This window comes from Burkholderia sp. L-4, assembly GCF_056856535.1.
In genome coordinates this window covers 2217336-2236722 of sequence record NZ_JBXEOX010000001.1, presented here as the reverse complement: position 1 = coordinate 2236722, position 19387 = coordinate 2217336, and the positions used below count along the sequence as shown (strand labels likewise).

Annotated in this window: 21 protein-coding genes; 12 read left to right on the top strand and 9 right to left on the bottom strand. The window is 67.6% G+C overall.

Features of this window, described 5'->3' with window-relative positions; genetic code table 11:
• Window positions 1-303: 303 nt before the first annotated feature.
• The 7 genes from AC1VVG_RS10355 (at window position 304) to AC1VVG_RS10325 (ending at window position 6649) form a co-directional block, all read left to right on the top strand.
• Window positions 304-1008: a GntR family transcriptional regulator gene (locus AC1VVG_RS10355; RefSeq protein WP_034188807.1), complete on the top strand. Its 705-nt coding sequence runs from the start codon at window positions 304-306 to the stop codon at window positions 1006-1008.
• Between the two features lie 149 nt (window positions 1009-1157).
• Window positions 1158-2642, top strand: coding sequence for an NCS1 family nucleobase:cation symporter-1 (locus AC1VVG_RS10350; protein ID WP_069706305.1), 1485 nt, complete (start codon window positions 1158-1160; stop codon window positions 2640-2642).
• A 10-nt stretch (window positions 2643-2652) separates the two neighbouring features.
• Complete coding sequence (locus AC1VVG_RS10345) at window positions 2653-3444, top strand: aspartate/glutamate racemase family protein (RefSeq protein WP_034188805.1); 792 nt, start codon at window positions 2653-2655, stop codon at window positions 3442-3444.
• 148 nt (window positions 3445-3592) lie between these two features.
• Entirely contained in the window at window positions 3593-4546 is a 954-nt protein-coding gene (gene puuE / locus AC1VVG_RS10340) for an allantoinase PuuE (protein WP_034188804.1), read from the top strand.
• Complete coding sequence (gene uraD / locus AC1VVG_RS10335) at window positions 4543-5064, top strand: 2-oxo-4-hydroxy-4-carboxy-5-ureidoimidazoline decarboxylase (RefSeq protein ID WP_124669720.1); 522 nt, start codon at window positions 4543-4545, stop codon at window positions 5062-5064. The genes puuE and uraD overlap by 4 nt, the downstream gene beginning before the upstream one ends.
• A gap of 62 nt (window positions 5065-5126) precedes the next feature.
• Window positions 5127-6140: an allantoicase gene (gene alc, locus AC1VVG_RS10330; protein ID WP_034188802.1), complete on the top strand. Its 1014-nt coding sequence runs from the start codon at window positions 5127-5129 to the stop codon at window positions 6138-6140.
• Window positions 6137-6649 (top strand): ureidoglycolate lyase, encoded by a 513-nt coding sequence (locus AC1VVG_RS10325; RefSeq protein WP_034188801.1) that lies wholly within the window; start codon window positions 6137-6139, stop codon window positions 6647-6649. The genes alc and AC1VVG_RS10325 overlap by 4 nt, the downstream gene beginning before the upstream one ends.
• A gap of 82 nt (window positions 6650-6731) precedes the next feature.
• On the opposite strand, the gene AC1VVG_RS10320 is transcribed toward AC1VVG_RS10325, so the two are convergent.
• Entirely contained in the window at window positions 6732-7694 is a 963-nt protein-coding gene (locus tag AC1VVG_RS10320) for a LysR family transcriptional regulator (RefSeq protein ID WP_049032051.1), read from the bottom strand.
• A 152-nt stretch (window positions 7695-7846) separates the two neighbouring features.
• Between AC1VVG_RS10320 and AC1VVG_RS10315 the strand changes: the two genes are divergently transcribed.
• The gene (locus tag AC1VVG_RS10315) at window positions 7847-8251 is read left to right on the top strand and encodes a RidA family protein (RefSeq protein ID WP_034188799.1); all 405 of its coding nucleotides are present in this window, start codon (window positions 7847-7849) and stop codon (window positions 8249-8251) included.
• 16 nt (window positions 8252-8267) lie between these two features.
• Here AC1VVG_RS10315 and AC1VVG_RS10310 read toward each other — a convergent pair whose 3' ends face one another.
• Window positions 8268-9083 carry an aminotransferase class IV family protein gene (locus tag AC1VVG_RS10310; RefSeq protein ID WP_124608935.1) on the bottom strand — a complete coding sequence of 272 codons (816 nt, stop codon included), beginning with the start codon at window positions 9081-9083 and terminating at the stop codon, window positions 8268-8270.
• Between the two features lie 131 nt (window positions 9084-9214).
• On the opposite strand from AC1VVG_RS10310, the gene AC1VVG_RS10305 reads away from it, so the two are divergent.
• Both AC1VVG_RS10305 and AC1VVG_RS10300 read left to right on the top strand, forming a co-directional pair.
• Entirely contained in the window at window positions 9215-10135 is a 921-nt protein-coding gene (locus tag AC1VVG_RS10305) for a LysR substrate-binding domain-containing protein (protein WP_482835591.1), read from the top strand.
• Between the two features lie 70 nt (window positions 10136-10205).
• The gene (locus tag AC1VVG_RS10300) at window positions 10206-10616 is read left to right on the top strand and encodes an ACT domain-containing protein (protein ID WP_034188796.1); all 411 of its coding nucleotides are present in this window, start codon (window positions 10206-10208) and stop codon (window positions 10614-10616) included.
• 100 nt (window positions 10617-10716) lie between these two features.
• Here AC1VVG_RS10300 and AC1VVG_RS10295 read toward each other — a convergent pair whose 3' ends face one another.
• Together AC1VVG_RS10295 and uraH are read right to left on the bottom strand one after the other, a co-directional pair.
• Entirely contained in the window at window positions 10717-11910 is a 1194-nt protein-coding gene (locus AC1VVG_RS10295; RefSeq protein ID WP_034188795.1) for a urate hydroxylase PuuD, read from the bottom strand.
• A 52-nt stretch (window positions 11911-11962) separates the two neighbouring features.
• A complete protein-coding gene (gene uraH / locus AC1VVG_RS10290; protein ID WP_034188794.1) occupies window positions 11963-12316 on the bottom strand; it encodes a hydroxyisourate hydrolase in 354 nt (117 codons plus the stop codon).
• Between the two features lie 509 nt (window positions 12317-12825).
• Here uraH and AC1VVG_RS10285 point away from each other — a divergent pair.
• Window positions 12826-14238, top strand: a complete 1413-nt coding sequence (locus AC1VVG_RS10285) for an 8-oxoguanine deaminase (protein ID WP_069706301.1) — start codon at window positions 12826-12828, stop codon at window positions 14236-14238.
• Between the two features lie 60 nt (window positions 14239-14298).
• Here AC1VVG_RS10285 and AC1VVG_RS10280 read toward each other — a convergent pair whose 3' ends face one another.
• Together AC1VVG_RS10280 and AC1VVG_RS10275 are read right to left on the bottom strand one after the other, a co-directional pair.
• Window positions 14299-15228: a LysR substrate-binding domain-containing protein gene (locus AC1VVG_RS10280; RefSeq protein WP_034188792.1), complete on the bottom strand. Its 930-nt coding sequence runs from the start codon at window positions 15226-15228 to the stop codon at window positions 14299-14301.
• 221 nt (window positions 15229-15449) lie between these two features.
• A complete protein-coding gene (locus AC1VVG_RS10275) occupies window positions 15450-15659 on the bottom strand; it encodes a dodecin (protein ID WP_006493215.1) in 210 nt (69 codons plus the stop codon).
• A 135-nt stretch (window positions 15660-15794) separates the two neighbouring features.
• On the opposite strand from AC1VVG_RS10275, the gene AC1VVG_RS10270 reads away from it, so the two are divergent.
• Complete coding sequence (locus AC1VVG_RS10270) at window positions 15795-16688, top strand: NAD(P)-dependent oxidoreductase (protein WP_069706300.1); 894 nt, start codon at window positions 15795-15797, stop codon at window positions 16686-16688.
• A 66-nt stretch (window positions 16689-16754) separates the two neighbouring features.
• Here the strand turns inward: AC1VVG_RS10270 and AC1VVG_RS10265 are convergent, their stop codons facing one another.
• The 3 genes from AC1VVG_RS10265 to AC1VVG_RS10255 all read right to left on the bottom strand — a co-directional run bounded on the left by AC1VVG_RS10265 (window position 16755) and on the right by AC1VVG_RS10255 (window position 19383).
• Window positions 16755-17201, bottom strand: coding sequence for a hypothetical protein (locus AC1VVG_RS10265; protein ID WP_027784713.1), 447 nt, complete (start codon window positions 17199-17201; stop codon window positions 16755-16757).
• Window positions 17202-17532: 331 nt separating this feature from the next.
• Window positions 17533-17964 (bottom strand): large conductance mechanosensitive channel protein MscL, encoded by a 432-nt coding sequence (gene mscL, locus AC1VVG_RS10260; protein ID WP_006487991.1) that lies wholly within the window; start codon window positions 17962-17964, stop codon window positions 17533-17535.
• A 237-nt stretch (window positions 17965-18201) separates the two neighbouring features.
• Entirely contained in the window at window positions 18202-19383 is a 1182-nt protein-coding gene (locus tag AC1VVG_RS10255; protein WP_482835590.1) for a tetratricopeptide repeat protein, read from the bottom strand.
• Window positions 19384-19387: the final 4 nt, after the last annotated feature.

The following is a 19387-nucleotide window of genomic DNA, read 5'->3' as shown; positions in this document are numbered from 1 at the left end:
GGCGCGATCGATCGAAAGGCGGGTTTCCCGCCTTTTTCTTTATGTAAATGCGCAACTAACGGTCGAAAATTTTCGTCGACGCACGACCGATTGTTGCCCGGGTATGCACCAGTTTTGTCAACAAAATGGCCGGTCGGGTATACGACAGGAAAGGCCTCAGACAGGCATGTGAGGCTTGTCTTGCATGGAATGAGCGCATCCTGCACCGAACCGGGTCGCGTCGATGCACGCCGATTGTGCGAAATACCGGAAAAGAATTGTTGACAATCTTTATGTCCGCCCTAGGATGAGGACCATCACACGATGCAGATCATGAACGAGCCCGATTCCCAGCCGTCCGGCGCAGCCGGTCCCGAAGCGATCGCCGAGCGGATCCGCACCGCGATCCTCGAGCACCGGCTCGCGCCCGGCGCGAAGCTGACGGAGGCGCAGCTCTGCGACGTGTTCGGCGTGAAGCGCGGGACGATCCGCCAGGCGCTCGCGCAGCTCGCGACCGACAAGCTGGTCGATCTCGAGCCGAACCGTGGCGCGTTCGTCGCGAGCCCGACGCTGCAGGACGTGCACGAGGTGTTCGAGATGCGCCGGATCATCGAGCTGGCGGTGGTCGAGCGGCTGGCAACCGGGCCCGGCGCGAAGCGGCTCAAGGGCGTCGCCGCGCTGATCGACAAGGAACGCAAGGCGTTCGAGCGGCACGACTTCGCGGCGTGGATCCGGCTGTCGGGCGAATTCCACACGGCGCTCGCCACGCTGATGGGCAATGCGACGCTCAGCGCGTGCCTCGAAGGGCTCGTCGCACGCTCGACGCTGATGTCGGCGCTGTACGAATCGCACGGGCGCAGCCCGTGCTCGTGCGACGACCACGACGAGATCCTCGCCGCGCTGGAGGCGGGAGACCCGAAGCAGGCGGTGACGCTGATGGCGCGCCACCTGCAGCATGTCGAACTGAAGATGCTGGACCGGCCCGCGCAAGGGCAGGTCGATTTGCGCGAAGTGTTCGGCGGCGCCTGAGCGGCGACGCGAACCCGGCCGCGCGCCACAGAACGAGCGAAATGCAGGCCCGCGGTATTTGCCGCGGGCCGCTGGTCCGACTCCGGGCGACGATCCGGAGCGATATCGATGACGGTGGAGCGGCCGCCCGGCCGCGTCAAGGAGAAGTCATGGCTCAGTTCAGTGTGGCGCACGAGAGCGCCTTTCCGGCGAAAGAAGGCGGCGAGGGCGGCGATCCGACGCTGCCGGACGGTTACAGCGAACGTCTGTACAACGAAGATTTGGCACCCCTGAAGAATCAGACGTGGGGCGCGTACAACATCTTCGCGTTCTGGATGTCGGACGTGCACAGCGTCGGCGGCTACGTGTTCGCGGGCAGCCTGTTCGCGCTCGGGCTGACGAGCTGGCAGGTGCTGATCGCGCTGATCGTCGGCATCGGCCTCGTGAACGCGCTGTGCAACCTGATCGCGCGGCCGAGCCAGCAGATCGGCGTGCCGTATCCGGTCGCGTGCCGCGCGACCTTCGGCGTGCTCGGCGCGAACGTGCCGGCGGTGATCCGCGGGCTGATCGCGATCGCGTGGTACGGCATCCAGACCTATCTCGCGTCGAGCGCGCTCGTGATCGTCGTGCTGAAGTTCTTCCCGCAATGGCTGCCGTACGCGGACGTCCATCGCTACGGCTTCCTCGGGCTGTCGGCGGTCGGCTGGGCCGGCTTCATGCTGCTGTGGGTGCTTCAGGCGTTCGTGTTCTGGAACGGGATGGAGACGATCAAGAAGTTCATCGACTTCGCCGGCCCGGCGGTCTACGTCGTGATGTTCATCCTCGCCGGCTACATGGTGTGGCGCGCGGGCTGGCGCAACATCGGCATCAACCTCGGCGGCGTCAAGTATCACGGCGCGGAAGTGATCCCGGTGATGATCACGGCGGTGTCGCTGGTCGTGTCGTACTTCTCCGGGCCGATGCTGAACTTCGGCGACTTCTCGCGCTACTGCCGCTCGTTCGGCGACGTGAAGCGCGGCAATTTCTGGGGGCTGCCCGTCAACTTCCTCGCGTTCTCGCTCGTCACGGTGATCACGACGGCGGCGACCTTGCCGGTGTTCGGCGAACTGATCACCGACCCGGTCGAGACGGTCGGCCGCATCGACCATCCGACCGCGGTGATCCTCGGCGCGCTGACGTTCACGATCGCGACGATCGGCATCAACATCGTCGCGAACTTCGTGTCGCCCGCGTTCGACTTCTCGAACGTCGCGCCGCGGCTGATCAGCTGGCGTGCGGGCGGGATGCTCGCGGCCGTCGCGTCGATCTTCATCACGCCGTGGAACCTGTTCAACAACCCGGCCGTGATCCACTACACGCTCGACGTGCTCGGCGCGTTCATCGGCCCGCTGTACGGCGTGCTGATCGCCGACTTCTATCTCGTCAAGCGCGGCCGGCTCGTGCGCGACGACCTGTACACGATGTCGGAGAGTGGCAGCTACTGGTATACGGGCGGCGTGAACCGCCGCGCGCTCGCCGCGCTGCTGCCGGCGGCCGTGATCGCGGTCGTCTGCGTGATGGTGCCGGGCTGGCAGGCCGCCGCGAATTTTTCCTGGTTCATCGGCGCGGGGCTCGGCTTCGTGTTCTACCGGCTGCTCGTGAGCACGAAGGCGTGAGGAGCGTGCGATGAAGATCCGACTGATCAATCCGAATACGACGCAGCGGATGACCGACGCGATGGGGCGCTGCGCCCGCGAGGTCGCGGCCGCGGGCACGGAGATCGTCGCGGTGAGCCCGCCGATGGGGCCGCCGTCGATCGAAGGTTATTACGACGAGGCGCTCGCGACGCCGGGGCTGCTCGCCGAGATCGCGCAGGGCGAGCGCGACGGCTGCGACGCCTACGTGATCGCGTGCTTCGGCGACCCGGGCCTGTACGCGGCGCGCGAACTCGCGCGCGGGCCGGTGATCGGCATCGCCGAGGCCGCGATGCATGCGGCGAGCGTGCTCGCGCCGGGCTTCTCGGTCGTCACGACGCTCGCGCGCACCTGCGGGATGGCGTGGCACCTCGCGGAGCGCTACGGGATGAAGCGCTTCTGCCGCAACGTGCGCGCGACCGACGTCGCGGTGCTCGAACTCGACCGGCCGGGCTCGGCCGCGCGCCGGATCATCGTCGACGAATGCCGGCGCGCGCTCGACGAGGACGGCGCCGACGCGATCGTGCTCGGCTGCGCGGGGATGGCCGAGTTCGCGCACGAGATCGAGCAGCAGATCGGCGCGCCGGTGGTCGAAGGCGTCACGGCGGCCGTCAAGTGGGCCGAGGCGCTCGTCGCGCTGCGCCTCGCGACCGCGAAACGCGGCGATTACGCGCGGCCGCTGGCGAAACGCTACGACGGCGCATTCGCCCGCTTCAGCCCGCCGGACGGGGAGGCGGCGGAGCCGGTCCCGAATTTGCCGCAACCGCACATACACACCGTCTGACACGCACTATCTGCGTCGCTGTATGGGCGCGTATGAACGTTTTCGCTACACTGGGCCGTCATCGCATCGGCTCGTGCGGCCGGCTTCCGGCGCCGCGCGGTCGATGCGAACCCATTATTTCAGCCCGCTTTCGCCGTACTTCGAACCCATGTCACTCGATCCCAACTATCCTCGCGACCTGATCGGCTACGGCCGCCATCCCGTTCAGGCGAACTGGCCGGGGCGCGCCCGCGTCGCCGTGCAATTCGTGCTGAACTACGAGGAGGGCGGCGAGAACTGCGTGCTGCACGGCGATCCGGGCTCCGAGCAGTTCCTGTCCGAAATCGTCGGCGCGGCCGCGTATCCGGACCGCCACATGAGCATGGAGTCGATCTACGAATACGGTTCGCGGGCCGGCGTGTGGCGCATCCTGCGCGAATTCGAGAAGCGCGGGATGCCGCTGACGGTCTTCGGCGTCGGCATGGCGATCGAGCGTCATCCGGAGCTCGCGCGCGCCTTCGTCGAGCTCGGCCATGAAATCGCGTGCCACGGCTGGCGCTGGATCCACTACCAGAGCATGACGCCGGAACTCGAAGCCGAGCACATGCGCCTCGGGATGGAAGCGATCGAGCGCGTGACGGGCGAGCGTCCGCTCGGCTGGTATACCGGCCGCGACAGCCCCAATACGCACCGCCTGGTCGCGGAATACGGCGGCTTCCTGTACGACTCCGACAACTACGGCGACGACTTGCCGTTCTGGATGGACGTCAAGGTGTCGGGCGGCGGCACGTCGCCGCAACTGATCGTGCCGTACACGCTCGACACGAACGACATGCGCTTCGCGACGCCGCAGGGTTTCAACACCGGCGATCACTTCTTCGACTACCTGCGCGACGCATTCGACGTGCTGTACGCGGAGGGCGACGAGGCGCCGAAGATGCTGTCGATCGGCATGCATTGCCGGCTGCTCGGCCGGCCGGGCCGGTTCCGCGGGCTGCAGCGTTTTCTCGATCACCTCGAGAAGCACGATCGCGTTTGGGTGACGCGCCGTGTCGATATCGCGCGCCACTGGCGTGAACATCATCCGTATCAGCCCAATCATCAAGACGAAGGGAAAGCATGAAGGCGATGCGCTACACGTTGGAACAACTGAACACGATGGCGCCGAGCGCATTTGTCGCGGCGCTGTCGGGGATCTTCGAACATTCGCCGTGGGTGGCCGAGGTCGCCGCGGGCGAGCGGCCGTTCGCGAGCATCGACGCGCTGCACAAGACGATGGCGGACGCGGTGGAAACGGGCGGCGAAGCGCGCCAGCTCGCGCTGATCAACGCTCACCCGGAATTGGCCGGCAAGGCCGCCGTGCGCGGCGAGCTGACGGCCGAGTCGACGCGCGAGCAGAGCGGTGCGGGCCTCGACCAGTGCACGCAGGAAGAATTCGACAAGCTGCTGACGCTGAACCGCACGTATCGCGAGAAGTTCGGCTTCCCGTTCATCCTCGCGGTGCGCGGTTATGACCGCCACGGCATCATCGCGAACTTCGAGTCGCGCGTGAATCATTCGCGCGCCGAGGAACTGCGTGCGAGCCTCGACCAGATCTACCGGATCGCGCGCTTTCGCCTCGACGACCTGATCGACGCCTGACACCGCGCACGGCCCGCTGCGTCGCGGCGGCCGGATCGCAATCACTGAAACAAGGAAACATCATGGCTGTTCCGCTTCTCGATCCCAACGCACCCGAATTCACGCGGCGCTACGTGAATCTTGCCGACCCGCGTCTCGGTGCGCAGGCGCTCGAGGCCAGCGACGATTTCTTCGCGCCGAAGGACCGGATGCTGAACCCCGAGCCGGCCGTCTTCATCCCCGGCAAGTACGACGACCACGGCAAGTGGATGGACGGTTGGGAAACGCGCCGCAAGCGCACGACGGGGTACGACTGGTGCATCGTCAAGCTCGCGCGCCCGGGCGTGATCAAGGGCTTCGACATCGACACGAGCCACTTCACCGGCAACTTCCCGCCGGCCGCGTCGATCGAGGCCGCGTTCGTGGCCGACGGCGCGCCGACGCATGCGACCGAGTGGGTCGAGATCGTGCCGTCGACAACGCTGCAGGGCAACAGCCATCACTACGTCGAAGCGAGCGACGCACGCGCGTTCACGCACCTGCGCGTGAACATCTACCCGGACGGCGGCATCGCCCGCCTGCGCGTGTACGGCCAGCCGCAGCTCGACTGGGCCGGCGCGAGCGCGACCGAGCAGTTCGACCTCGCGGCGATGGAAAACGGCGGTTACGTCGTGGCCGCGAACAACCAGCACTTCGGCGTCGCGTCGAACCTGCTGCTGCCGGGCCGCGGCGTGAACATGGGCGACGGCTGGGAAACCCGCCGCCGCCGCGAGCCGGGCAACGACTGGGCGATCATCGCGCTCGCGCAGCCGGGCGTGATCCGCAAGATCGAAGTCGATACCGCGTTCTTCAAGGGCAACTACCCGGACCGCTGCTCGATCCAGGCCGCGTACGTGTCGGGCGGCACGGACAGCTCGCTGATCACGCAGTCGATGTTCTGGCCGGTGCTGCTCGGCGAACAGAAACTGCAGATGGACAAGCAGCACTATTTCGAACAGGACATCGCGTCGCTTGGCCCTGTCACGCACGTGCGACTGAACATCATTCCGGACGGCGGCGTGTCGCGCCTGCGCCTGTGGGGAACGCTCGACAAATGAAGACGCTCGTTATCGAACCGCTGACCAGGGAAGCCTTCGCGCCGTTCGGCGACGTGATCGAAACGGACGGGGCGAAGCAGATCCCGATCAACCTCGGCACGACGATCCGCTTTCACGATCTCGCGAAAGTCGACGTGACGGACGAGGGCGGCCGCACGCTCGTCAACCTGTTCCGCGGCCAGCCGCGCACGCTGCCGTTCGAAGTGAAGATGCTGGAGCGGCACCCGCTCGGCAGCCAGGCGTTCGTGCCGCTGAACGACCAGCCGTATCTCGTCGTCGTCGCGCCCGCGGGCGATCTCGATCCGGCGAAGATCCGTGCGTTCGTGACGAGCGGCTGGCAGGGCGTCAACTACGCGAAGGGCGTGTGGCATCATCCGCTGATCGCGCTCGGCGGCGTCAGCGATTTCATCGTCGTCGATCGCGGCGGTGACGGCCTGAACCTGAACGAGCAGGATCTGCAGGAATCGCTTTGGCTCACCGACGAGGCGCTGCATGCGCTGACCGCCTGAGTCGTCGACGCTTCCGTTGCCTGCCCGCCGAAACCCGCGCAAGATGCGCGGGTTTTTTTATGTGCGCTCGCTTTGTCGCGACTCAGGTCAACACGGCCTTGCGCGCGTCGCGCGAACCGCCGCCGCGACGACGGTTCGCGACCGGCGCATGCTCGGCCATCAGGTCGGCGACCCAGTCGACGAACACGCGCAGCTTTGCGCTGACGTGGCGGTTCGGCGGGAATGCGACGTACATCGGCATCGGTTCGAGTTGCCATGGCTCGAACAGCGGTACGAGTTCGCCCCGCGTGCGATACGCGGCGGCCATGTAGTCGGGCAGCCACAGGATGCCGAGCCCGGCGAGGCCGGCTTCGAGGTACGCATTGCCGTCGTCGACGGCGAGCACGTAGCGGCCGCGTACGGTGATCTGCTCGCCGTCGCGCGCCATCGCAAACGGCAGTGCCTTGCCGGTGCGCGCCCACAGAAAGCCGACGATGCGGTGATGCGTGCCTTCGAGTTCGCCCGGGTGCGTCGGTGTGCCGGCGCGCGCGAGGTAAGCGGGCGACGCGTATACGCCGAGCCGCAGGTCGCCGATGCGGCGCGCGATCAGCGAGCGGTCGGCCGGCTCGCCGCCGCGCACGACGCAGTCGACGTTCTCGCCGATCACGTCGACCACGCGGTCGCTCACGCCCATGTCGAGCTGGATGTCCGGATAGCGCGCATGGAACGCGGGCAGCGCGGGGATCAGGATCAGGCGCGCGAGCGGGGTCGGCACGTCCACGCGCAGCCGCCCCGTCGGCGACGCCGACGCGGCGGACAGGCTCGTTTCGGCATCGTTCATGTCGGCCAGCAGCCGCACGACGCGCTCGTAGTACGCGGCACCGTCGGCCGTGACGACGACCTTGCGGGTCGTGCGGTGGAACAGCTTCACGCGCAGCCGCGCCTCGAGTTGCTGCACCAGTTGCGTGACGGTGGTGCGGCTCATGTGCAGCGTGTCGGCCGCCTTCGTGAAGCTGCCGGCCTCCACCACGCGGGCGAACGCCTGCATTGCGTCGAATCGATCCATCGGGTCAGGACTCCGCGGCGCCCGGACATTGTTTGGCGCGCGCAAACAGTGTTGGACAAGGTTGCCGGTTTATCCGCCGTGCAACGGTCCTTAAAGTGCCTTCATCGTTGAGACCGGGGCGGCGACGCCCCACCGACCGATGGAGGGGTTGAATGGCAAAGCGTAGCGTAGTTTTTCCGCCCGGTCGCCGGGCGCTGTATGACCGCAATCGCTATTCGCCGGCGGTGCGCGCGAACGGCTTCCTGTTCGTGTCCGGGCAGGTCGGCAGCCGCGACGACGGTTCGCCCGAGCCGGAGCTGGGCGCGCAGGTCCGCCGCGCGTTCGACAACCTGAATGCGGTGCTGCGCGCGGCCGGCTGCACGTTCGACGACGTCGTCGACGTGACGGTGTTCCTCGTCGATCCCGAGGAGACGTTCGAACGGATCTGGGCGATCGTCCCCGAATACTGGGGCGATGCGCCGCATCCGGCGCTGACCGCCGTCGGCGTGACCTGGCTGTACGGTTTCCAGTTCGAGATCAAGGCGATCGCACGGCTGCCGGAGTCGGCCGATGCGTGAGCATGGCGCGTGCGTATCACGGCGCGACGGGCGGCTCCTGTTCATACGCGCGATGCAGTCGCGCGGCCAGCGACGGCGAATTGGGCAGCGTCGCCGTGCCGAACCGGCGCACGGCGATGCCCGGCGTCCACGAATTCATCACGACGGCGCCGGCCATCGACGGCAGGTCGGCCGGCGTCACTTCACGGTCGTGCTGCGCGATGCCCAGACGTGCCAGCTGCCGCCGCAGGATGCCCATCGTGACACCGCCGAGCATGCCGGCCACCGGCCACACGAGCGCGTCGCCGGTCCAGAACGCGATGTTCCAGATCGAGCCTTCGCTGATGCGTCCACGGCGATCGATGAACGCCGCGTCGTCGAACCCTTGCGCCGCCGCACGGCGCAGGAAGTGCGTTTTCGCGACTTCGCCGACGTGCTTGATGTCTGGCAGCACGCGCTCGTGTTCGAACAGCGCGAGATCGAGCGGGCCGGCCGGCCCCGACGACGGCGCGGCGGTGCGGATCAGCACGTCGAGCGCTTCGTCGTCGCGCGGCGCGGCGAATTCGCCGGTCGTCGCATGGACGGTCGCGCTCAGCGACAGCGCCGACGGCGCACGATCGAGCGCGGCGCGCAGGAACGCGCGAATCCGTGCATCGGGCAGCGCATGCCCGAACAGCGCGTTCGATGCATCGCGCAGCCGTGCAAGGTGCAGGTCAAGGCCGCGTACGCGGCCGTCGCGAACCTGCATCGCGGTGAAATGTGCGTGGCCCGCGAAAGCCAGCGCGGCAAGCGCATCGGGTGTGGCGGCCACGCCGTTGATGTGGGCGACGGACGGGAACGGTGCAGCGGTCATCGGCGAATCTCCAGGTTGGCCGCGGGCGCGGGGCGGCGCGGCATCTTCAAGAAAACCTATTGTTTGCCGATTGATGGTGTCGTGAAAAACGAGTAGTTTTGGAACGGTCGTCAAATTCTGTTTGAAGATCGATGGAACGCATGTGGCCTGGCACGCGCGCGCTGAGGACGTTCGAGGCGGCGGCGCGGCACCTGAATTTTTCGCGGGCGGCCGACGAGGTCGGGCTGACGCCGGCAGCCGTCAGTCACCAGATCAAGGAAATCGAGGCGCAACTCGGCATCGAACTGTTCGTCCGGACGAGCCGCAGCATCCGGCTGACGCCGGCCGGCGCGGTGCTGGCTGCGGCAGCCGCCGATGCGCTGGCGAGCCTGCGCCACGCGACCGTCCGGGCCCGGCGCATCGCGCGCGAGCGGACGGAGCTGCGCGTGTCGGTCGGCGCGCGCTTCGCGACGCACTGGCTGCTGCCGCGTCTGCCGCGCCTCAAGGCCGCGCATCCGGCGCTCGAACTGACGTTCGACATCACTGACCGGCTGCGCGATTTCGACGGCGACGACGTGGATGTCGCGATCCGCTTCGGCACCGGGCGTTATCGCGACGCGTGCGTGCAGCGCCTGTTCGGCACATCGGTCGTCGCGGTCTGCAGCCCCGCGCTGGTGTCGGCCGGCCCCGCGTTGCGCAAGCCGCGCGACCTGCTGCGCCACACGCTTTGCCACGCCGACTGCGAAGTCGACGGCGTGACCTGGCCGCGCTGGTCGGCGTGGATGGCCGCCGCCGGCGTCGACGGTTTCGACGACAGCCGGTGCGTTGCGTTTCCGGATTCGAGCCACGTCGTGCAGGCCGTGATCGACGGTACGACGATCGGCCTGGCGGAGCCGCACATGATTGCGCGCGATCTCGCGGACGGGCGCCTCGTCCGGCTGTTCGACGTGAACGTCGAGGTGGCGCCGGGGCTCGCGTATCACGTCGTGTATCCGGCGCACACGCAGGACGATCCGCGCATCGTCGCGTTGCGCGACTGGCTCGCGGACGAAGCGGCGATGGCGCACGCGTAGCGCGTCGTCGTGCGTGCTATCGTGCCCGGATTACCACCGCACGACGTCCGGCGCCGGACGTGCCCCTTCGATGAGCCAACCTGAAAACGACCTCAGGGTCCTGCTACGGACGATGCAACCCGAACTGCATCCGGGCGCGTTCGCCTTCGTGTCGCTGCCGACCGGTGCGGACGTATCGTTATCCGAAGTCATCGCGACGTTCCGCGAAGCGGAAGGGCTGACGGTCGTGGTCGAAGAGGCAACGGCAGCACGTCGCGGCTGGCCCGTGCTGTTCCGCGCCGCATGGATCACGCTCACCGTCCATTCCGATCTCGCGGCCGTCGGTCTCACGGCCGCCTTCGCGCGGGCGCTCGGCGCGGCCGGCATCAGCTGCAACGTGATGGCCGCCGCATGCCACGATCACATCTTCGTACCGGTCGACGACGGCCCGCGCGCGCGCGATGCGCTTGTTGCCCTGCAGCGAGACGCGATGCGCGGCTAGTGCCCGAAGTGCATGCGGCGCACGCGGCGCATGAAAAAAACGGGCCCGTCACCGGGCCCGCGAACGGAGAGGATCGCGCCGGCGACCGGCGCACGGCGGCTTACTTGACCGCGCCACCCTCGAACCAGGCGGCGAGCTTGGTCCGCTCGTCGTCGGTCATGTGCGTGACGTTGCCGATCGGCATCGCCTTCAGGCGCACGGCCTGTTCGTAGATACGCTGCGCGTTCTTCGACACTTCGTCCGGCGTGTCGAACATCACGCCTGCGGGAGCGCTGCCCATCAGCGTCGGCTTCGACGAGTGGCACTCGACGCAGCGCTGCTGCAGGATCGGCATGATGTCGTTGATCGCGATCTTCGGCGCGTTCGCGGCCTGCGCTTCCGGTGCGACCGGCTTCGGCATCGTCCACACCAGCGCGCCCGACAGCAGCGCGACGCCGCCGATCGGCAGGTACCACAACTGCTTGCCGCGGTGGCGCATCACGAAGAACTGGCGGATCAGCGCGCCGGCCAGCATGATCAGCACGAGCACGACCCAGTTGAACTTGTTCGTGTACGTCATCGCATAGTGGTTCGACAGCATCGCGAACACGACCGGCAGCGTGAAGTACGTGTTGTGCACCGAACGCTGCTTGCCGCGCTTGCCGTAGATCGGGTTCGGTTCCTCGCCCTTGAGCATCTTGTCGACCATCTTGCGCTGGCCGGGGATGATCACGAAGAACACGTTCGCCGACATGATCGTCGCGAGCATCGCGCCGACGATCAGGTAGGCGGCACGGCCCGAGAAGATGTGGCACGCGAGGTACGCGGCGACGACGACGTAGAGGCCGACGCAGATGCCGAGCACGCGGTCGTTGGTGCCGAGGATGCGGCACAGCGAGTCGTAGACGATCCAGCCGGCCGCGAGGAAGCCGAGCGCGGAGGCGACGGCGACCACCGGGCCCATGTCGAGCACGCTCTTGTCGATCAGGTACGTGTTCGGCGCGAGCAGGTACAGCACGAAGAACAGCGAGAAGCCCGACAGCCACGTGGTGTACGACGGCCACTTCGACCAGTGCAGGTCATCGGGCATTTCCGGCGGGGCCACCGTGTACTTCTGCATGTTGTAGAACCCGCCGCCGTGCACGTGCCACAGCTCGCCGAACACGCCGCGCTTGCGCTGGTTCGCGTCGGTCGGCGGTTTCAGGCTGTTGTCGAGCGCGACGAAATAGAAGGACTCGCCGATCCACGCAATGGCGACGATGACGTGCAGCCATCGCAGCGCGAGGTTCAGCCAGTCGGTGATGAAGCCTTCCATGAAACTCCTCCAGACTCAAATCGTTTGTTCGATGCGGGCGCTGATTCGTCTGTCAGCTGCCGCGATAGGTGCTGTACGACCACGGCGACACGAGCAGCGGCACGTGGTAGTGCGAGCCGGCGTCGGCGATGCCGAAGCGGAGCACGACGCGGTCGACGAAGCGGGGTTCGGGCACCTTCACGCCGAGCGCCGCGAAGTAGTCGCCGGCATGGAACACGAGTTCGTATTCGCCGGTGGCGAGCGCGGCGCCTTCGAGCAGGGGTTCGTCGCAGCGGCCGTCGCTATTGGTCAGCACGGTCTTGATCGCGCGGCGCGATTCGCCGTCGAGCGCGTAGAGGTCCACCTTGATGGCCGCGCCGGGACGGCCGTGCGCCGTATCGAGTACGTGGGTAGTGAGCTTTCCCATTCGTTGTGTCCTTGTGTGAATGCGAGGTTCGGCGGCGACCCGATCCATTGACTATGCGGCGGATCGAGGCTCCACGTCACACGTGGCTACATACCCGTCGGCGAGATTGAAGCGAGCGCCGTGCAGGCATTGTAAAAAGGTTCCCCGTGCAAATACGTGCGCGATATCGAAGATAATGCGCCGAGCATGAGCGGCTGTCGACGGCCCGCCGGGCAAGGCTGCCGGCCCGGTTTCGGGCGCCGGGCGCCGCCGCGGGCGGCGTACCATATCGAAACCCTGAGGCACGGTATTCCGGTTCGCGCATTGTGCGCTGCGCGCGCGTGGGCGATCCTCCCGCCGTGCGCGTCGGCCCGTGGCCCGCGCGTACCCCGAAGACGGCGAGCACGCCGGGTAACCGGGCCAGGGCGTTCGAACGGACGCAGGCACCGGGGCGTGCCGCGATTCAGCGTTCGAACGGCTGTGTGACCGCCTCCAGGCAGCGCCTGGAGGCAGACCGACGCGGAGAACGCATGAACCTCGAGCAGCACGCTGGCGCACGCGCGCCGAACCCCACCTCATCCCGCCCGACCACCCTGCTGGTCAAGCACGCCGACGTGCTCGTGACCATGGACGACACGCGCCGCGAACTGCGCGATGCCGGGCTCTACATCGAAGACAACCGGATCGTCGCGGTCGGCCCGACCGCCGAGCTGCCCGACACGGCCGACGAAGTGCTCGACCTGCGCGGCCACCTCGTGATCCCGGGGCTCGTGAACACGCATCACCACATGTACCAGAGCCTCACGCGCGCGGTGCCCGCGGCGCAGAACGCCGAACTGTTCGGCTGGCTCACGAACCTGTACCGGATCTGGGCGCACCTGACGCCCGAGATGATCGAGGTGTCGACGCTGACCGCGATGGCCGAGCTGCTGCAGTCGGGCTGCACGACGTCGAGCGATCACCTGTACATCTACCCGAACGGCAGCCGGCTCGACGACAGCATCGGCGCCGCGCAGCGGATCGGCATGCGTTTTCACGCGAGCCGCGGCGCGATGAGCGTCGGGCAGCGCGACGGCGGGCTGCCGCCCGATTCGGTCGTCGAGCGCGAGCCCGACATCCTGCGCGACACGCAGCGCCTGATCGAAACCTATCACGACGAAGGCCGCTACGCGATGCTGCGCGTGGTGGTCGCGCCGTGCTCGCCGTTCTCCGTGAGCCGCGACCTGATGCGCGATGCGGCCGTGCTCGCGCGCGAATACGGTGTGTCGCTGCACACGCACCTCGCGGAGAACGTCAACGACATCGCTTACAGCCGCGAGAAGTTCGGGATGACGCCGGCCGAATATGCGGAGGATCTGGGCTGGGTCGGCCACGATGTGTGGCATGCGCACTGCGTGCAGCTGGACGACGCGGGCATCGGCCTGTTCGCGCGCACCGGCACGGGCGTCGCGCACTGTCCGTGCTCGAACATGCGGCTCGCGTCGGGCATCGCGCCGGTGAAGAAGATGCGTCTCGCGGGCGTGCCGGTCGGCCTCGGCGTCGACGGCTCCGCGTCGAACGACGGCGCGCAGATGGTCGCGGAAGTGCGGCAGGCGCTGCTGCTGCAGCGGGTCGGGTTCGGGCCCGACGCGATGACCGCGCGCGAAGCGCTCGAGATCGCGACGCTCGGCGGGGCGAAGGTGCTGAACCGCGACGACATCGGCGCGCTGAAGCCCGGCATGGCCGCGGACTTCGCCGCGTTCGACCTGCGCCAGCCGCTGTTCGCGGGCGCGCTGCACGATCCGGTCGCGGCGCTCGTGTTCTGCGCGCCGTCGCAGACGGCCTACACGGTGGTGAACGGGAAGGTGGTGGTACGGGAAGGGCGGTTGGCGACGCTCGATCTGCCGCCCGTCATCGAGCGCCACAACGCGCTGGCGCACGCGCTCGTCGAGGCTTCGCGCTGACGCGGGACCGACGTCGGGCGGCCGCCGCCCGACGGGGCGTGCCGCCGGCCGCGCGTGCCGTTACGGCTCGATCAGCGTGCGGGTGGCTTCGGCGACGAGGCCGCGCAGCCAGCGCACTTCGTCGGAGTAATGGCAGCGTTCGTGCCACAGCTGGTAGTACTGCATCGGCGGGAAGTCGAGCGGCGCAGGCACGACCGACAGCGGCAGGAACTTCGCATAGTGATCGGCGAACAGGCGCGTGGTCGTGAAGATCAGGTCCGACTTCACGAGCACGTACGGCGCGAGGTTGAAGTACGGCAGCGTGACGACCACGTGGCGCTTGAGCCGCTCGCGCGCGAGATGCACGTCGATCGCGCCGCGCTGGCCGACCGAGTACGGCGTCGGCGCCAGATGCGGCGCGTTCAGGTACTGGTCGAGCGTGAGCCCGCCGCGCTTCGCGAACGGGTGCGTGTTGCTCATCAGGCAGACGATTTCGTCGACGAACAGGTTCGACAGGTGCAGCTGCTCGGGCGGCTCGGGCCAGTTGCCGACGACGATGTCGAGCTTGCCGTCTTCCAGCGCGAGCTCGTAGTCGAACGCCGGGCCGAGCGAATGGAACTCGAGCGTCGCGTTCGGCGCGGCCAGGCGGAAACGCTCGACGACGGTCGGCACGAACAGCACGTTCAGGTAGTCGGGGCAGCCGATCCGGTAGCAGCGGATCGACGTGGCCGGGTCGAAGTTGTGCTGCTGGAACTTGATGCGCTCGATTTCACGCAACGCGTTCTGCACGGGCTCGAGCAGGCGCAGCCCGTATTCGGTCGGCACCATGCCGGATTTGCCGCGCACCAGCAGCGGATCGCCGGTGATGTCGCGCAGGCGTCGCAGCGCGGCGCTGATCGCCGGTTGCGACTGGTTCAGTTTGACGGCCGCGCGCGTGACGCTGCGCTCCATCAACAAGGTGTGCAAGACGCGCAAGAGGTACGTGTCGATCGCCTCGCGTTGCTGACTCATGTTATCTCCGGTTTATATGGCTGGGCTGATCGAGGGATGGGGTGGGTATATTGTTTTTAATATGAACGAAAAGCAGCGTCAAGAGATGGATACCCGCGGCTACCCGCCGGTCGGGCCGCGACAAGGGGCCCGAACGAGGTGAAATGCGGGACGCGCCGCGCCGCGCGGGTCTGTATTGTGCGGATCCGGATCGCGACGCGGCGGGTGAGGCGACGGATGCGTCAGTCGTCGATGCGCATGCCGACCTTCAGCGTGACCTGCCAGTGCACGACCTGGTCGCCTTCGATGTGGCCGCGCGTTTCGGTCACCTGGAACCAGTGCAGGTTGTGCAACGTCTTGCCGGCTTTCGAGATCGCGTTGCGGATCGCGTCGTCGCTCGATTGCCGCGACGAACCGGTCAGCTCGATCATCTTGTACACGTGGTCGCTCATGATGCGCTCCCTGGGATATCGGTCCGTATTGCCGGTGCAAGCCGCGGTCCCGAAGCGGTGCCGCGCGTGCCCGGCTTCTTGAGTGATAGGTATGATGGGCGGCAAGTGCAACCCGTATTGGAGACGAGGAACATCGTGGAAGTCGGATTTTGCGGACCGGGATTGATGGGCGCGCCGATGATTCGGCATTTGCTGGCGGCGGGGCACCGCGTCAGCGTGTGGAACCGCTCGCGCGACAAGGCCGAGGCGCTGGTCGGGGACGGTGCGCAGGTGGCCGGCACGCCGCGCGAACTGGCCGAACGTGTCGAGACGGTATTCGTGTGCGTGCTCGACGGCCGTGCGGTCGGCGACGTCGTGTTCGGCGAGCACGGGCTGCTCTCCGGTGACGCGGCTGCGCGCCGCCTGCTGCGCATCGTCGATCATTCGAGCATTCCGCCCGCGGCGACGCGCGACTACGCGGCGCGCGCGGCCGCGCTCGGGGTCGGCTGGGTCGATGCGCCGGTGTCCGGCGGCGTGCCGGGCGCGCAGGCCGGCACGCTCGCGGTGATGGCGGGCGGCCGCGCGGCCGATCTCGACGCGGTGCGGCCGCTGATCGACTCGTACGCGTCGCGTGTCACGCACATGGGCGACGCGGGCGCGGGCCAGACGGCGAAGCTGTGCAACCAGGCGATCGTCACCGCGACGGTCACGGCGATCGCCGAGGCCGTCGGTCTCGCACAGGCGAGCGGCATCGACGCCGCGCGCCTGGCCGAGGCGCTGTCCGGCGGCTGGGCCGACTCGGTGCTGCTGCAGACGTTCGTGCCGCGCATGACGTCGGGCGGTCATCCGCCGATCGGCGCGCTCGGCACGTTCCAGAAGGATGTCGATGCGATTGCCGATGCCGCGCGCGACACGGGCGCGGTGATGCCCGTGTCGGCCACCGTCCAGCAGGTGCTGCGGCTCGGTGCCGCGCAGGGGCTCGCGGGCGCGGATTTCGCCGCGTTCATCGACATCGTGCGGCCGGGCAACGGCCGCGGGCAGGCATCGTGACGGGCAAGCGGAGCGCGTGAATGACAGATGGGCCGCCCGGAGGCGGCCCATCGAATGGCTGGCGAATCAGCCGAGCGAGCGGGGTGTCGTGTCGCCGGCGTTCTGGCGGCCGAGCCCGCCGCGCAGGCTCGCTTTCGTGCCTGCACCAAACTCGGGCAGGATGCGCGCTCGCGCACGGCTCGCGAATACGAGGAAGCCGAAGCCGTTCGCCTCGTACCAGTAGCCGCCGTTTTCGAGGCCGTCGAGCGGCTGCTCGAGCGCGTTGGCGATCGATTCGATGCAGCGCTTGCGCAGCTCCGCGATCGCCGGATAGGGCGGCTGGGCGCCGCGTACGCTGCACAGGAGCACGTCGAGACCGGGCAGCACGTGCGCATAGAGGACGGGTTCGTCCTGCGCACGGGCGCGGGCAATCTTGGTGTCGAGTTGCGCAAACGGTTTCGAGTGGCGCAAGACCGCGAGGAACGACTCCTGGCCATCCTGTTGCGCACGCCGACGTTTTTTCGGGAAGGACATAAACACTCGCCTCAAAAACAATTGCAAGAAATGCGGCACTTTCATGCGACCCACTCCCGGCTATGTACGCCGCATGTCGATCCTTTATAGCACACGAAAATGCTGCATTCGTGCAGTACGACGATCAATGTCTCCCGTCGACCTGCTCGCCATGATCGACACAGCCAGCGTCTTGGCGCCCGTACTGTCGTTTAGTCTCCATCATAGACCTGCTTTTCCCGCGCGTGCATTCGCCCGTCACAAAAAAGTGAGATAGGCCGCTTGTGGCGGTGCGCCGCGCGCAATAAAAAGGCCCGCACGCGGCGGGCCTGGCGGGCGGAGCGCTTGGCGCTCAGCGCTGCTTGAGCGAATCGCGGATCTCGCGCAGCAGCACGGTGTCTTCCGGCGTCGCGGCCGGCGCGGCTTCTTCCGGCTTGCGCAGCTTGTTGATGAATTTCACCATCAGGAAAATGATGAACGCGAGGATGACGAAATTGATCGCCACGGTGATGAACGAGCCGTAACCGAATGCGGCGACACCGGCGGCCTGCAGGTCCTTGAACGAATCGGGATTACCCTTGAACGTCGGGGGGATGGTGCCGAGCAGAACGAACTTGTTCGAGAAATCCAGACCGCCGGTCAGCACGCCGATGACCGGCATGATGAGGTCTTTCACGACCGAGTCGACGATCTTCGAGAATGCGCCGCCGATGATCACGCCGACGGCGAGATCCATCACGTTGCCCTTGACGGCGAACTCCTTGAATTCCTTGATGATGCTCATGAGCGGCTTTCTCCTGGTTGGGGCGAGGGGAGGCGTGCCGCGACGCGCAGGATTGCTTTGCGTCGAATGAGGGTCGGTGGCACGCCGATGGCCGCATGATAACGAACGCTCCCCATTGCCGGTAGTCCATCTTGAAATGATTGACAAATCCGCGCGTGGGCGCGGCCGGCCGTGCAGCGAAGCGTGGCGTGCGTGACGGGGCGCCGGCATGCGCGCCGGCGCCCCGCGCATGGGCGATCAGGTGTTGTCGTCGGTCCAGTCGTCGTCGTTGCTGCCGAGGTCCATGCCGCCGCCACCGCCGCTGCCGTCGCTCCAGTTCGAATCGTCGCCGCGGCCGAGGTCGAAGCCCGGGTCGGCTTCCTGCCGGCGGCGCTCGCCGTCGACGATCACGTCGCGTTCGACCACGCGCTCGCGGCCGCCCGACATCGCCTCGCCGAGCAGCACGCCGGTCAGCAGCCCGCCCATCCCGCCGCCGAAACCGCCGCCGCCCTGCTGGATCACGACGGGCGGCTGCTGTTGCGGATACGGCTGTTGCGGCGGGTAGGGCTGCTGATACGGCTGGCCCTGTGCGCCCGTCATGCGATCGGCTTCCTGCGCGTACACGGAGCCGCTGCCGTTCGCCGGTGCCGCGGGTTGCGCGGCCGGGTCGGGCCGGCCTTCGACGCGGGCCTTCACGCTCGCATGGCGTTGCTCGAGTTCATCGACGCGATACGGCGGCACCGGATTCTTGCCGTTCGACAGCGTCTCGACGAGCGTGCGCGCGTCGGCCTCGATCGTTTCGAGTTCGCCCGTGAGCGCCGCGGCGCCGGGCGCCGTCGACAGCTTCGCGTCGAGTTTCAGCGGACGGATGTCGTTCAGCACGTCGGTCGCGCGCTTGAGCTGCGCGCGGCGTTCGTCGTCGGCGCGGCCGTTGTCGGCGGTGCGTGCGCGCCGCAGCGTCCAGCGCAGCACCAGCGCGATCACGGCGACGATCAGCCCGAGGCCGATCCACATGCCGGTCGACGGACCGTGTTTTTCGGCCGGCGCGACGGCCGGGGCGAGCCCCGGCTGCAGCGTGCCGGCCTGCGTGGCCGACGGCACGTTGCCGCTCACGCGCGCGGCGTCGGCGCGAATGCGCGACTCCGTCTGTGCGAACCGCGACGCGTCGGTGAAGCGCAGTTGCGGATCGAGCGATTTCGCGCGCTGCAGCTGCGCGAGCGCGTCGGACGCGCGGCCCTCGCGGTCCAGCACCTGCGCATACAGGTAGCGCGCGTGCGCGTTGTTCGGATGGGCGTCGATGACTTGCGACAGTTGCGCGTCGGCTTGTTGCCAGTTGCGCTGCGCGATCGATTGCTCGACCTGCTGCAGCGACGGGACCGCGAACGCGGCGGACGACAGCAACATCAGCGAGAGGCCGAGTGCGGCGAGAGATTTCTTCATGGTC